Source organism: Cognatishimia sp. WU-CL00825, from assembly GCF_040364665.1.
Taxonomy (GTDB): domain Bacteria; phylum Pseudomonadota; class Alphaproteobacteria; order Rhodobacterales; family Rhodobacteraceae; genus Cognatishimia.
Genome location: NZ_BAABWX010000001.1, coordinates 24,485 through 37,807, shown reverse-complemented (window position 1 = coordinate 37,807; position 13,323 = coordinate 24,485). Strand labels below are relative to the sequence as shown.

At 50.2% G+C, this 13,323-nt stretch carries 16 protein-coding genes and 1 tRNA gene; 8 read left to right on the top strand and 9 right to left on the bottom strand.

The features are described from left to right. Positions 1-7: 7 nt before the first annotated feature. The 9 genes from ABXG94_RS00190 to ABXG94_RS00150 form a co-directional block, all read right to left on the bottom strand. Entirely contained in the window at positions 8-607 is a 600-nt protein-coding gene (locus ABXG94_RS00190) for a hypothetical protein (RefSeq protein WP_353531630.1), read from the bottom strand. After that, positions 591-1,088, bottom strand: coding sequence for a GNAT family N-acetyltransferase (locus tag ABXG94_RS00185; RefSeq protein ID WP_353531629.1), 498 nt, complete (start codon positions 1,086-1,088; stop codon positions 591-593). The genes ABXG94_RS00190 and ABXG94_RS00185 overlap by 17 nt, the downstream gene beginning before the upstream one ends. 382 nt (positions 1,089-1,470) lie before the next feature. Continuing rightward, positions 1,471-1,716 carry a hypothetical protein gene (locus tag ABXG94_RS00180; protein WP_353531628.1) on the bottom strand — a complete coding sequence of 82 codons (246 nt, stop codon included), beginning with the start codon at positions 1,714-1,716 and terminating at the stop codon, positions 1,471-1,473. Between the two features lie 131 nt (positions 1,717-1,847). After that, the gene (locus ABXG94_RS00175) at positions 1,848-2,870 is read right to left on the bottom strand and encodes a tyrosine-type recombinase/integrase (RefSeq protein ID WP_353531627.1); all 1,023 of its coding nucleotides are present in this window, start codon (positions 2,868-2,870) and stop codon (positions 1,848-1,850) included. Between the two features lie 107 nt (positions 2,871-2,977). Beyond that, complete coding sequence (locus tag ABXG94_RS00170; protein WP_353531626.1) at positions 2,978-3,397, bottom strand: hypothetical protein; 420 nt, start codon at positions 3,395-3,397, stop codon at positions 2,978-2,980. Next, positions 3,397-3,609 carry a MerR family transcriptional regulator gene (locus ABXG94_RS00165; RefSeq protein WP_353531625.1) on the bottom strand — a complete coding sequence of 71 codons (213 nt, stop codon included), beginning with the start codon at positions 3,607-3,609 and terminating at the stop codon, positions 3,397-3,399. Before ABXG94_RS00165 ends, ABXG94_RS00170 begins: the two co-directional genes overlap by 1 nt. 116 nt (positions 3,610-3,725) lie before the next feature. Beyond that, a complete protein-coding gene (locus tag ABXG94_RS00160) occupies positions 3,726-4,589 on the bottom strand; it encodes a hypothetical protein (protein WP_353531624.1) in 864 nt (287 codons plus the stop codon). Continuing rightward, entirely contained in the window at positions 4,582-5,766 is a 1,185-nt protein-coding gene (locus tag ABXG94_RS00155) for a tyrosine-type recombinase/integrase (protein WP_353531623.1), read from the bottom strand. The genes ABXG94_RS00160 and ABXG94_RS00155 overlap by 8 nt, the downstream gene beginning before the upstream one ends. A gap of 148 nt (positions 5,767-5,914) precedes the next feature. Then, positions 5,915-6,004 (bottom strand) — tRNA-Ser (locus ABXG94_RS00150). 196 nt (positions 6,005-6,200) lie between these two features. Here ABXG94_RS00150 and ABXG94_RS00145 point away from each other — a divergent pair. The 8 genes from ABXG94_RS00145 to ABXG94_RS00110 are packed head-to-tail and all read left to right on the top strand — an operon-like array spanning position 6,201 to position 13,260. Continuing rightward, on the top strand, positions 6,201-7,070 hold the full coding sequence (locus ABXG94_RS00145) for an SPOR domain-containing protein (RefSeq protein ID WP_353531622.1): 870 nt from the start codon (positions 6,201-6,203) through the stop codon (positions 7,068-7,070). Positions 7,071-7,096: 26 nt separating this feature from the next. Further along, positions 7,097-8,266, top strand: coding sequence for a D-alanyl-D-alanine carboxypeptidase family protein (locus ABXG94_RS00140; protein WP_353531621.1), 1,170 nt, complete (start codon positions 7,097-7,099; stop codon positions 8,264-8,266). Then, the gene (gene tmk / locus ABXG94_RS00135) at positions 8,263-8,892 is read left to right on the top strand and encodes a dTMP kinase (RefSeq protein ID WP_353531620.1); all 630 of its coding nucleotides are present in this window, start codon (positions 8,263-8,265) and stop codon (positions 8,890-8,892) included. Before ABXG94_RS00140 ends, tmk begins: the two co-directional genes overlap by 4 nt. Then, positions 8,889-10,007 carry a DNA polymerase III subunit delta' gene (locus tag ABXG94_RS00130; RefSeq protein WP_353531619.1) on the top strand — a complete coding sequence of 373 codons (1,119 nt, stop codon included), beginning with the start codon at positions 8,889-8,891 and terminating at the stop codon, positions 10,005-10,007. Before tmk ends, ABXG94_RS00130 begins: the two co-directional genes overlap by 4 nt. A 2-nt stretch (positions 10,008-10,009) precedes the next feature. Next, positions 10,010-10,816: a TatD family hydrolase gene (locus tag ABXG94_RS00125; protein ID WP_353531618.1), complete on the top strand. Its 807-nt coding sequence runs from the start codon at positions 10,010-10,012 to the stop codon at positions 10,814-10,816. Continuing rightward, positions 10,813-11,613 (top strand): MBL fold metallo-hydrolase, encoded by an 801-nt coding sequence (locus ABXG94_RS00120; RefSeq protein WP_353531617.1) that lies wholly within the window; start codon positions 10,813-10,815, stop codon positions 11,611-11,613. The genes ABXG94_RS00125 and ABXG94_RS00120 overlap by 4 nt, the downstream gene beginning before the upstream one ends. Before the next feature lie 8 nt (positions 11,614-11,621). Continuing rightward, a complete protein-coding gene (locus ABXG94_RS00115; RefSeq protein WP_353531616.1) occupies positions 11,622-12,551 on the top strand; it encodes an AEC family transporter in 930 nt (309 codons plus the stop codon). A gap of 58 nt (positions 12,552-12,609) precedes the next feature. Then, positions 12,610-13,260, top strand: a complete 651-nt coding sequence (locus tag ABXG94_RS00110; protein WP_353531615.1) for a DsbA family oxidoreductase — start codon at positions 12,610-12,612, stop codon at positions 13,258-13,260. The last annotated feature ends 63 nt before the right edge of the window (positions 13,261-13,323 follow it).

Genomic DNA, 13,323 nt, shown 5'->3' with positions numbered 1-13,323 from the left:
GGAGGCCTTAATAAGTACAAACAGCTGGAATTGATGGGCTAAAGTAGAGCGATGAAGCTCCAAAGATTCCTTGAATACGCGGATCAGGTTCAAGAATGAAAAACTGCGCTCGCTCATTGCAAACAAGAAAGGCGTTACGGATCACTGGGACTACCGCTGTTTTGGTTGACTGGAATTTCTGGAAATTTTTGATCAGCAGTACGTCCGAAATTTGTGATCTAATTTCCGCACATTTTATAGTTTCGCAATTCGCAATGACTTGATTTAGAGTGCTTAAGTCATTTTTTATATCGACCGGTAAGCGCGTATCCTCACTAACTTTTTTTAAGTCGAGAATGTTAGTCGATGTATCTTTGCCAATTTTGTAAACAATATTAAGGCCCACTTTCGTCCCATCATTTTCATCGGTGACAGGTTTGATGTGAATAGTGCCGTCGCAATAAGCTTGAACAGCATTTTCTTTTGTGTATGAAACACACAATTCTGCCGCTTCAGTAGTTTTGATGTTTCCTTCCGCATGCACGCTATTTATTGAGGCAATACTTAGCAGCAATGCGATTAAAAGTTCGCGCCCCAACTGTTTTCTTAATTTAGAAGCCCTTAACATAGCTACCTCCTACGAATTGAAACCCGATACGTTTTGCGAGTTTGTGGGCGCTTGCAAGGTTCACGCCGGATGTCACGTGAAACAAGACCTCTTGGGCATTCCGGGCTTTTGCCCAACTTTCAACGCCCTTAAACAGACCTAAAGCAATGCGCCCTCCTGCCAGCGATGCGCGAACATCTTTTGACACATTCATGTTGTGGATCGTCGCGATCAAAACGCCTTTCCCAATGTGATACTCCCCAACAGAGCAATAGACAAAGCCAACAGGCGTTTTGCCTTTGCTGGCAATCATGACCGCATGCCGCTTTGTGTCTTTGAAAGCCGACCGTGCAATTTTACGCACTTTATCCGCACTAAAAGGGATATATCCAAACCGGCTTTCTTCATGCGCTTCTTTGGCCAATGCCAAAATGGCAGGAAGGTCAGTTTCCCCCTTTGCCAGCCTAAATGAAACCGATGCGCCTTTTGCGCTTTGTGTCAAAGTCACTTGATCCAAATTTTCCACCCGATAATATTCGTTAACGTTGTGCCAAGTTTTTCGCGTTGCCGCAATACGGTAGTTAAATTTGTGAAATACCTTTTTGTTCCGCGCGATGACAATAGATTCCGCTGTTGTTTTGCGGCTTGCAACCCGCCCACGGCCAGCCCGAAGGCTCTAAAGGCTAAGGTGATCTCCGGATTGCAGGGAATGCGATCTACGGTGTTCCTGAAAAAGCCAAACTGCTCCGTGATGCCTACTTGGACCCATTGGCTCTGACCTCGGACAAATTATCCGCCTGATTGCGGGCTTTCAGCATTGTATCACCGGATTTGGACGTGCCGCGCTTGCCACGGCCCGCTGGCTTGGCATCAGGTGAGACAAACTACTTTGCCTCAAGTGTGAAGTGACCGTTTTTATAAACGTCGATGCGCCTGTTTTTCTTGCGGCTTATGTGGGTTTCAGTAACAGGACGCTCATAACGGTAATCGAGAAAATCACCATATTTGTCGGATACAATAGGGCGCAGCACACCTAGCAGTTCAGTCAAATCAATGACAGAGGGCTGCGCAGTCGCCATCTCGCTACCGCCAAAACCCGCCCAGCGCTCAATGAAGTCATCTATCTGCACAAGCACCGTCCCAAAAACAAAATTATCTCAGTCAGGAGTTGCGTCTGTATCTTGGCTTCGCTTCAATCCCACAGTTTGATTTTTCAAAATCTCAACGCGCCGTTTGCAATAGGGCAATCCCAGCCAAAGCCCTACGCCAACTTCATATTCTTGATCAGCTCTTCTTTACGCTGATTGGGAATTGGCAAATATGACCCCATCGTGACCGCCATATTTTCATGGCCGATGTTCATGCCCCATGCCTTGAACTCTTCTACAGTTGCACATCGGTCATTCGCCATCTTGATCAGGGTCGTTCGAAAGGCGTGGGGCGTGTAATGCGGCAGTTGCACCATCGCAAACGCATTGCGGATGATCTTGTTTAGTGGGGCGGTGGTGGCAAATGGGTCACGCGACAGACCAACATTTTGAAAGCCACCCGTTTTCGCCAGCCCCATCTGGGCTTTGGGGAACAGAGCATCGGTATCGCCAAAGAACTTTTCAGTGCGCAGAAAATCAATCCAAGCCGTGAAACACTCAAGATAGGCCGGATTAACGGGGAAGAAAGTTGTGTCGATAGTTTTGGCCGCTTTTGTATTCACTTCACGCGGGTCTTGGAACACCTTGCCATGAAACAGGTCGATATGTTTGAGCCTAAGGGATGCCACAGCCCCCACGCGCGCGCCTGTCAGCATAAAGAACGCAAACAGAGCCTTGTTGCGCTTATCGAACTCAGTTGCGTCGGGCATGGCTTGGAAAGCGTGAAAGGCGGCCTCAAGTGACGGGCTTTGTTTCTCATTGGCGGTATGTGCAATCCGTGCCGACTTGCGATTATTATTGAAGTAGCGCGTATCACTATAGGTCAGGGCCTTTTTGTAACCAGACTGCCCCGCCAACCAAAGAAAGAACTTGCGCACCAGTGATAGGGTGGCGTCCACCGTCGAATGGCTCAAGGGTTGCCCGCGTTGATTTTTTGCTTTGAAAAGGTGGGTTTTGAATTTGGCGGCTTGGTCGATATGGAATTTCTTGAATGGCTTGAACCCTGTGGATTGCTCAAACTTCAAGATCGCCGCCAGAATCTTGTCTGTAGACTTAGCATCCAACCCATCCGCTTGCTCAAGGTCGAAGACATATTTGCGCTTCATCCTTTCGTTTTCTTCGACAACTTTTCTCATCTTGGATTCCTTTCATTTGGGACGATTTTTTGGACCAGCATTTAGCGATGATTTGCAGGGCTGCTCAGAGTGTGGTTTTGAACTGGGCTTGAGGGGTTCGTATAGGCTCAGGACACGCCCTTGCTGGTGATCTCGTAAATCTGGCCAAATTTACCCAAGTCGCCCTTACCTACAAACCGCTGTACGTCCCCTTCACACACTTCACAAAGCCCTGTGATCAGTCCTCTTGCGTCATTGATAGGGATGTAATCGACCATCGCCCAAAGCGGCCTACGCGGCGCTTTGCATTTAAAACAATACATTTGATCCAAGGCTAATTTGACGGATTTCTTGGCCTGTTTATGCTTGATGAAACGGATCAATTCAGCGCCCAGAATATAATGTGGGGTGCTTGCCGTCATCACCTGCAATCCACTGGATCGCCATGAGCGCACAGTATGGCGCGTTACGCCCAGCGCTACGCCCGCTTCTTCATAGCTATAGAGGCGGTGTTTTCCGATCTTGCGTATTGAGACACGCTTGGCCATCAGAGCTGCCCGCCCTTGGAAGGCTCAACGCGCTGAGCCTCCGCCCATGCATTAAGATCAGCGCCGCGATAGATGATCTTCCGGCCTAGCTTGTAGAATACTGGCCCCATACCTTTGTGACGCCATTGCGCCAGCTTATCGCGGTCACCAATGATGCTTAGTTCATCATCGCCAAGAACGTAGTTTCGGTCTTGCTCGAATAGGTTTGCCATCGTTCATTCCTCTTAACAACTTTACGCTGCCTCTTGGTAATGGACGATTTTGCGGGATACACTTTCCCTATTGGGATATAACGCCCTTGCATACCAGAATGGGAAATACCGCCATTCTATCCCACTTTATTGAGCTTCCTAAGTGCTGAAATGCGTTTTCGTATGGCCTCGACCCCGATCACCTCACCCGTGGCTTTGATCAAAAGCTCTTTGGGCCGTTTCCGCATGGCAATCGCATAAATAGCTTGTGCTGCGTTGCTGTCTCTCCGCATTGTTTCCGCGCCAAATTCCGCCATTGCTTCTATCCAGTACTGAGAAATAACGTTGTTTCTGTCCTCAGATTGAACTTTGGACCGCTCTTTCCGAGCCGAATTAGCTTTTTGCAGTGCCTCAGAGTTTGCTTGGCCCCGTTCAGCCACGCCTCCAAGATCAACCCTCCACCATAACTGAGCAAGCAATATTCCTATGGTCATTGCCACGTCAGGCATCTCAATGTCGCTAAAATAGAGCTGGGAAACTTTCGCATAGTACCACTCTTTAGAAAGCGCTTTGCCCTCCTCCTCCAACTCACTCACAACGTCCTCAAGGTAGAACGCCATATCTACTCTTTCAGAGGTTCCCCATTCTTCGTCAGACCCTCTTTCGCTTTTCCAGCCATTCGCTTGAATTTCATCAAAAGGGTCTAAACCATTTATAAAAAACTCAACTTCGCGCTCAAACCAACCGTGACCCTGCAAGTATTGAATAGCGACTAATACCTCTGACGTTGCACTGTATCGGATAGCATCGAGCGCAAACTTAATGCCGATTGACGGATAGCCATTGGCGTCTAGGTGAAAGGGATAGATCAGTTCTGAGAAGAAATTAGTCGTCATACCGTTAGTGATTTTTCCGTAAACCATTCCGACGGCCCCAACACTTAGCGGCTTGGGAAAGCTATTATAGTCAATAATCTCAAGAACTGTGGACGGTTCAACCATTCTTGTCACCAGTGCCCGACACGAATTGTGACCAGCGCTCCATAAGCACCCGCCGCTTGTCCAGCAAATCGGACCGCGCATAGGCACGCTCAACATTTGAGCCGACTTGATGTGCCAAGCTCTTTTCTGCCACCTCACGCGGCGCGTTTGCCACCTCTGAGGCCCAATCGCGAAAGGTCGAGCGAAAACCGTGCACCGTGACGCCCTCAACCTGCATACGGCGCAAGAGCATAAGCATGGCCATATTCGACAAGGGTTTGTGCCGCTTCTGCCCCTCAAACACATATTCTGAATTCATGGCCTTTAACGGCTCTATGGTCGCCAGCATTTCATCTGTGAGTGGGACACGGTGCTCTTGCCCGCCCTTCATCCGCTCCGCCGGGCAAGTCCACAGCCGCGCCTCAAGGTCTAGCTCTTCCCAACGCAAACCCAGCGCTTCACTTGTTCTTGATCCTGTAAGGCACGTGAACATCAACGCCTTTGCCGCCATTGAGGGACGGGATTTAAGGTCAGCATAGAACTGAGGCACATCATTCCAGCTCATCGCTTTATGGTGCTTCACCTTGGCTTTGACTTTAGGCAATGCTTGCGCATCCTTGATCGCCGTGACGGGGTTTTCGCCAGACCGGAAACCCTTAGATCGCGCCACGTCCAATACTGTCTTAATGCGTTGAGCCAGCCGCTTTGCTGTTTCGTGCTTCCCGGTCCAGATCGGCGCAAGGCACATCATCACCTCAGGCTGGTCGATTGCATCAATAGGCATTCGCCCGATCTTGGGGAAAGCATAATCGCGCAGGGTATTGATCCATTGCTGCCCATGTTTGGCGTTCTTCCAAATCGGCATTCGGTCAATATGAACCTGTTGCGCCACCTCCTCAAAGGTTGGCACCTCTTTCCGTGCGTTGAAACGTGGGTTTAGCCCTTGCTTGGCCATGCGTCGATATTCCAACGCCCGTTCACGCGCTTGGTTCAATGACACGACATCAGCACCGCCCAAACCAAAATCGGTACGCAACGGCGCACCTTTCTTGTTTTTCTGACCTTTCACTACAACCCGAACAATCCAACGCCGCGCACCAGATGGATCAACCACCAGATATAGGCCGCCGCCATCGCCATGCCGACCAGCACCTAGGTTTTCGACCAGTTTCTTTGTCAGCTTTCCAGACAAGGCCACCTAAAATACCACATTTCATACCACTCAAGGAACAAATATAAGCATCATCGAAAGAAACTCAAGACAAACGTCACTTGCCTCAACCCCATACAAAAAAAGAAAAAAGGTCGTCCAAGGCGACCTATTATCATCCAACGATATGGTATACTGGCGGAGAAGGTGGGATTCGAACCCACGGAGGGCGTTAACCCTCGTCGGTTTTCAAGACCGGTGCATTCGACCACTCTGCCACTTCTCCGACGTGACACTGATTACGGTGGTTGATTTGATTCTTAAAGCAGAAATTTGGGGAATTTTCGCCGATCCAGCAGCACGTGCTTTTCACGGCGGGTTGCACCCGCTAGACTGGCCGAAATAAAGGCTGATGCCCAACATAATGAAGGCAAAGGCGCACAACCGAAAAATCGGTGCAGTTTCAGGCATAAGGGCACGTCATGATTACATTTGGTCCCAAACAAAACTCAACAGCTCACTTCGGCCGCGCGGTTCTGATGATCACCAGTCTTGCGCTTTTGGGCGCTTGCGAACAATTGAGTGATTTCAATCTATTAAAGCCAAACGCAGAAGCCACAAATGAAGCATCTGCGCAAACCAGCACCAAATTTGTGGAGCGAGATGTAGAAGCTCCGGAGGTGTTTAGCGTTGCAGAAGCAGGTCTATGGGATGGCCGACCAAGTCTGGGCGGCGTTTGGGTTGCGCATCCGGATGTAGCAGATCCGGAAAGAGTGATCATCCGCAATAAGGCAAATGGCAAATTTGTCATTGGAGCCCTATTCCGCAGAGAACGCGCTATTCCTGGTCCCCGTTTGCAGCTTTCGTCTGATGCCGCCGCCGCATTGTCCATGCTCGCAGGGCAGCCGATCGAGTTGGAGGTTACGGCATTACGCCGTGAAGAAACGCCCTTAGAAATGCCGGTTGAAGACACTGTAGAAGCTGCGGATCAGGTTGAAACGAGTACACTTGATCCTATCGCAGCGGCCTCTTCAGCTATTGAAAAAGCCGACAAAAAGCCCCTCCCTGCCCCGGCAGTTGAAGCGGCAGCAAAACCAAAATCCGCCTCAACGAGCAAACTAAGTAAGGCCTTTGTACAAATCGGTATCTTTAGTGTCGAAGCCAATGCCAAAGGGGCCGCCGCGCAGATGCGCAGCGCTGGCATGGTGCCCACAGTGAAAGAACAGACGAGCAAGGGTAAAACTTTTTGGCGTGTTCTGGTTGGACCGGCAAATTCATCCGCCGAACGCAGTGCTTTGGTCAAGAAGATTCACAAAACCGGGTTCACCGATGCCTATGCTGTCACCCACTAAATGATGCCCAAAAGGAGTTTTGTGTAATGTTGCAAGCAGGAAAACGCCTGATCACAGCGCTTTTGGCATCTGCGGTTTTAGCATACCCTGCCCATGCGTTTGAAACCCGGGCCAAGGCTGCCTTTGTGTTAGATCAGACCACGGGCACGATTTTGATGTCAAAAAATGCCGACGAAGCGTTGCCGCCCGCGTCGATGTCCAAATTGATGACGCTTTACATGGCCTTTGAAGCGGTGCGCAAAGGCAGCTTGAAAATGGAAGAAAAACTTCCAGTTTCGCAACACGCCATGAGCTATGGCGGTTCAACGATGTTTCTGGACACAACGGATCGCATCAAAGTTGCTGATCTGTTGCGTGGGATTATCGTTTTATCGGGGAACGATGCCTGCGCTGTGATTGCAGAAACCCTGAGCCCTGATGGTACTGAGGCGGGGTTTGCACGGCAAATGACATTGCGCGCACGTGAAATGGGTATGACAAATTCAACCTTCGTTAATTCGAATGGATGGCCTGCGCCCGGACATAGAATGTCGATGCGTGATCTGGCGTTGCTTGCCAGTCGGCTGATTAACGATTTTCCTGAATTTTATCCCATGTTCTCCGAAACAGAGTTCAAATTCGACGGCCGCGCTCGACAGAACACGCAAAACCGAAATCCTCTGTTGAAACTGGATATCGGGGCGGATGGTTTAAAAACCGGTCACACCAACGAAGCAGGCTATGGTCTTGTAGGGTCAGCGAAACGCGATCAGCGCCGGGTGATTTTTGCGGTATCTGGCATGGAAAGCGCAAAGGCACGCGCCGAAGTTTCCGAACAAATTGTGAATTGGGCCTTTCGGCAATTCAGCGAGCGCAAATTGCTACCTGCAGGCAAACGTATTGCTGAAGCAGACGTCTGGCGCGGCGCGGTTCCACGCGTCGGTCTGGTTACCAAATCTGATGTGAACGTATTGTTACCTGTCATTGGGCAGACCAAAATCGATGCCGAAGTTGTCTATAACGGCCCCTTAAAAACGCCAATTCAAAAAGGCGATAAGCTGGCTGATTTGGTAATTCGCCCCGTCGATCTTCCTGAAATTCGCGTACCGCTGGTGGCCGAAACAGATGTTTCAATGGGCGGGTTTACCGTTAAAATGCGCACAGCAATAACTGTGCTGATGACCCAGTTCGGAATGAATGCGAAGGACGCGACTTGAAGAAGAATGAAGGCGTATTCATTACGTTTGAAGGCATCGACGGGTCTGGGAAGTCAACCCAGACCCGCTTGCTTGCCGAGCATTTAATGGATATTGGACATGACGTTGTATTGACCCGCGAACCAGGCGGTTCAAAGGGCGCTGAAGAGATCCGAGCCTTGGTCTTAGAGGGCGACCCAGATCGTTGGTCTGCAGAAACAGAGCTGTTGCTGTTTACGGCTGCACGGCGTGACCATTTGGAACGCACAATCGAACCCGCCTTGGCAAATGGTCAAATTGTGATTTGTGATCGATTTGCAGATAGCACGCGAATGTATCAAGGGCTCTCACGGGGGAACCTGCGCAACAAAGTTGATCAGCTACACGCGCTGATGATTGGCAAGGAACCTGACCTGACAATTCTTGTTGATATGGATCCTGCTCTTGGCTTGGCGCGCGCCAAAGGTCGCCAGACCAAAGAGGAACGATTTGAAGATTTTGGTTTAGAATTGCAGAACAAAATGCGCCAAGGGTTTTTGGACCTAGCGCGGCAATATGACCAAAGATTCCGATTAGTAGACGGCAACCGCGCAGTGGACGAAGTTGCCAAAGACATATCCAAAGTCGTGTCGGACTTTCTGACATGAGCGCGGACATACCCGAAGCCGATCGCATCGAAGGTGCCCCACATCCGAAAGAGACCGCAACGCTCTTTGGGCAAGATGCGGCACAGCATATGTTTCTGGAGGCTTTCAACGCCGACCGACTGCACCATGGATGGCTGCTTACGGGACCACGCGGGGTTGGAAAAGCAACTTTTGCATGGCAGGTCGCACGATTTCTGCTCGCAACTCCAAAGGCGGATAAAGGCGGCATGTTTGCAGATGCGCCTCAGGTTGCGCAGTCTTTGAAAGTGGATCCTGAACATCCAGTTTCTCGACGCATTCTGGCTGGATCAGAGCCTGGTTTGTTTGCAGTGCGCAGGCCTTATGACGAGAAGACTAAAAAGCTTAAATCGCAAATTACCGTTGATGAGATCCGCAAACTCAAAGCTTTTTTCACGCTTTCATCTGCGGATGGTGGCCGGCGCGTTGTGATTGTTGACGCAGCTGATGAAATGAATGTGAGTGCGGCGAATGCTTTGCTAAAACTGCTTGAAGAGCCGCCAGCAGACACAACGCTTTTGTTGATTTCACACCAACCTTCGCGATTGCTACCAACAATACGCTCGCGTTGTCGCGAACTTCGGTTTTCTGCACTGAATTATGATGCAATGGGTCTGGCCTTAGCACAGGCGGATGTTCACACAGATGAATCCGCGGCCATGTCTGAACTTTCGGGCGGCTCTGTCGGAGACGCCATTTTATTGTCGCAGTCCGGCGGACTGTCGGTTTACGCTGAACTGGTCAGTCTTTTTGCGGAATTGCCACAACTTAACCGCCAGCGCGCATTGCGACTGGCTGACTCTGCGGCTCAGCGCGGGTCATCTGACAAATTTGAGCAAATTTTAAATCTGATTGATCTTTTTCTTGTGCGTATGGCCCGAGCGGGCGCAACCGGGCAACCACCTAAAATCGAAGCCGCTCCGAATGAAGCTCGGATATTTAAGCAACTCGCCCCAACGATGCACAAAGCGCGTGCTTGGGCTGACGTGGCAGAGCAGATCACATCACGAAGCCGCCACGGCAAGTCGGTAAACCTTGACCCTGCAGCCCTTGTGCTGGATACGGTTTGGAAGATTCAACAAACTGCTGCACAATAGATATGACCCAACCGCCATTTATCACCGACAGCCACTGTCATTTGGATTTCCCAGATTTTGAGGGCGAACTAGACACGATCATTGATCGCGCGGCCGCCGCTGGTGTGACGCGTATGGTGACCATTTGCACACGTTTAAAAAACGAGCCAAAGGTACGCGCAATCGCCGAAGCCTATAAGCCAGTGTTTTATGCGGCCGGCACGCATCCCATGAGTGCCGCCGAGGAACCTCTAGTAACGGTTGATGAGCTGATAGAAATGTCAAAACATCCAAAGTTTGTCGGCATCGGTGAGAGTGGACTTGATTATCACTACACAGCAGAGAGCGCCGAAGTTCAAAAAGCGTCGCTTTTGGTTCATATCCAAGCAGCGCGCGAAACAGGCTTACCACTGATCATTCATGCTCGCGCCGCCGACGATGATATGGCGCGCATATTGTCTGGCGAATTTGCAAATGGTGCCTATAGCTGCGTCATGCATTGTTATTGTTCAGGGGCCGAATTGGCTAAGACATGCTTAGATTTGGGCTTTTATCTTTCGATGTCAGGCATCGCCACGTTCAAGAATAGCCAAGAAGTTCGCGATATTTTTGCTGCCGCACCCGTGAACCGCGTTCTAGTTGAAACCGACGCGCCGTACTTGGCCCCGATGCCTTATCGTGGCAAACGCAATGAACCGGCTTTTACAGCAAACACTGCGCGCTTGGGGGCGGATGTGTTTGGAATGGAATACGCAGAGTTCGCGGCCCAATCACAGGCAAATTTTGAACGCCTTTTTAGCAAGACGGTCCAGCAGGTAGAGCCTGTATGACAGACACCCTCACATTCACAATTTTGGGATGCGGTTCGTCGGGTGGTGTGCCCCGCCTAGGTGGACATTGGGGGGTCTGCGACCCATCAAACCCCAAGAACGCGCGCACAAGATGTTCCCTTTTAATCGAGCGGGAAAGTGAAAACGGCAAAACAACTGTCTTAATCGATACCTCGCCTGACATGCGTCACCAATTACTGCGCGAGAATATTGGTGCGCTGGATGGTGTCGTGTACACGCATTCACATGCCGATCATGTGCATGGCATCGACGATTTGCGCATGATTGTTTTCAACATGCGCCAGCGCGTAGCTGTTTGGGCAGACAGTCCTACTCAAGAGGCATTGCTCAGCCGTTTTGCCTATGCGTTTGTTCAGCCCGAAGGCTCTCCCTATCCTCCGATACTGGATTTGCAGACCATTCAAGGCAAGTTCTGCATCTCTGGGGCTGGCGGTGACATTATTTTGGACCCAATTGAAATCAAGCACGGTACGATTGATGCCTTGGGATTTCGGGTGAGTGATGTTCTGTACTTGCCTGACGTCTCTGAGATACCAGATGACGTCTGGCCGAAGCTTGAGGGTCTGGAATGTTGGATTCTTGATGCGCTGCGTCGCACACCGCACCCTACCCACGCCCATCTTGAGCGGTCGCTGGAATGGATCAAACGAGCGGCACCCAAAAACGCTGTTTTGACCAATATGCACATTGATTTGGATTACGAAGAATTGGCGGGGGAAACGGAAAACCATATCCAGCCAGCCTTTGATGGTCTGCGCCTAAATTATAGTCTGTAGTCGCCAACATGCAGGAAATCATAAGTATTGTCCTGCCGGTTTTTATCATCGTCGGTCTTGGGTACGTCGCCAACTGGCGCAGCTGGCTTGTTGACACCCACTTTGACGCACTGATGAAATTTGCCACGAATTTCGCTGTGCCCTGCCTGCTGTTCGTTGCGATTTCAGACTTGGATCTTTCATCCAGTTTCAACCCAGACCTGTTCATAAGCTTTTATTCTGGCGCGTTCGCTTGTTTCCTGATTGGCGTTCTGGGTGCTAGATACCTGTTTAACAGGGATTGGGAAGATTGCATTTCTATTGGCTTCAGTTGCTTCTTCTCCAACACAGTTATGCTTGGCCTACCCATCGCAGAACGGGCGTTTGGAGCGCATAGTCTCGCCCCAAATTTCGCAATTGTTTCAATGCACTCTTTATTTTGTTACAGCATTGGTATCACCGCAATGGAAACGGTGAAGGCACGCGGAAGGTCGGTTTTGGGCGCGGTTCGTACTGTTGTAAAAGGCCTTTTGCGCAATATTTTAGTACTATCGATATTGGCCGCATTTTTCGTCAACCTTTCTGGTCTTACCTTGCCAGGGCCTATCGTCGATAGCTTTTCGCTGATCGCAAAATCTGCGCTTCCAGTCGCGTTGTTTGCAATTGGCGGTATTCTATTTCGCTACAAACCAGAGGGCGACACAAAGACCGTTTTATTCATTTGTTTCGTGTCACTTATCATTCATCCAGCAATTGCGCTGTTGATCGGCACCTCTTTGCAGTTGTCGCAAGAGAACCTAAGAGCCGTGGTGATTATGGCGGCGGTGGCACCTGGTATTAATTCTTACCTATTTGCCAGCCTTTATGGTCGCGCCATGCGCGTTGCTGCGAGTAGCGTGCTTTTTGCGACCGGATTTACCATAATATCAGCTTCGCTGTGGCTGGTTATACTTGGCTAATACGCTTGAATTTTGGCGTTCTCGTCACCATCTAAATGCGACGGAATATGAGGTAAGAATGACCCTTCGCATTGATATAGTTTCGGACATTATGTGCCCGTGGTGCATCGTTGGCTTCAAGCAACTTGAACAGGCTTTGACTGCAACAAAAATCACGGCCGAAATCTATTGGCATCCATTTGAACTTAATCCTGATATGGCGGCCAGCGGGCAAGATTTGGCAGAGCATCTTGCCGAAAAATATGGCTCGACGCCTGAACAATCCGCAGAGGTCCGTGGTCGCCTCTCCTCTCTCGGAGAGGATTTGGGTTTTGTGTTCAAGTTCAATCCCGAGAGCCGCATATACAACACCTTCCAAGCGCACCAATTGTTGCACTGGGCTGGCGAACACGGGGTTGCCCACGCGCTCAAACAAGCGCTGTTTGAGGCTTATTTTTCAGACGGAAAAGACATGTCCGAGATCGAAGTGTTGGTTGACGAAGCCGGTAAAGTTGGCCTCGATCGTGGCGAAGCACGTGCTGTATTGCTTGAAAACCGTTATGCTCATGTCGTGCGCGAAATGGAGCGGTTCTGGCAATCCCGCGGGATTACTGGCGTGCCTGCCATGATTTTTGATAGCAAACACTTGGTGACAGGAGCACAGGGTGTAGAAAACTACATCAAGATCTTGCAGCGCGTGTTGCAAGAAAGCGTGCCAGAAAAGGCTTAAGAACCAGAACAGCTGTCTTCTTTCAACGCATCTGCCTGAACCAACAACAGCTGGCCCATTGCC

Coding starts and splice junctions, on each gene's coding strand:
- ABXG94_RS00110 (WP_353531615.1), top strand. CDS start 12,610: ATGACCCTTCGCATTGATATAGTTTCGGACATTATGTGCCCGTGGTGC.
- ABXG94_RS00165 (WP_353531625.1), bottom strand. CDS start 3,609: ATGGCAAACCTATTCGAGCAAGACCGAAACTACGTTCTTGGCGATGAT.
- ABXG94_RS00125 (WP_353531618.1), top strand. CDS start 10,010: ATGACCCAACCGCCATTTATCACCGACAGCCACTGTCATTTGGATTTC.
- ABXG94_RS00190 (WP_353531630.1), bottom strand. CDS start 607: ATGTTAAGGGCTTCTAAATTAAGAAAACAGTTGGGGCGCGAACTTTTA.
- ABXG94_RS00160 (WP_353531624.1), bottom strand. CDS start 4,589: ATGGTTGAACCGTCCACAGTTCTTGAGATTATTGACTATAATAGCTTT.
- ABXG94_RS00130 (WP_353531619.1), top strand. CDS start 8,889: ATGAGCGCGGACATACCCGAAGCCGATCGCATCGAAGGTGCCCCACAT.
- ABXG94_RS00120 (WP_353531617.1), top strand. CDS start 10,813: ATGACAGACACCCTCACATTCACAATTTTGGGATGCGGTTCGTCGGGT.
- ABXG94_RS00145 (WP_353531622.1), top strand. CDS start 6,201: ATGATTACATTTGGTCCCAAACAAAACTCAACAGCTCACTTCGGCCGC.
- ABXG94_RS00115 (WP_353531616.1), top strand. CDS start 11,622: ATGCAGGAAATCATAAGTATTGTCCTGCCGGTTTTTATCATCGTCGGT.
- ABXG94_RS00140 (WP_353531621.1), top strand. CDS start 7,097: ATGTTGCAAGCAGGAAAACGCCTGATCACAGCGCTTTTGGCATCTGCG.
- ABXG94_RS00170 (WP_353531626.1), bottom strand. CDS start 3,397: ATGGCCAAGCGTGTCTCAATACGCAAGATCGGAAAACACCGCCTCTAT.
- ABXG94_RS00175 (WP_353531627.1), bottom strand. CDS start 2,870: ATGAGAAAAGTTGTCGAAGAAAACGAAAGGATGAAGCGCAAATATGTC.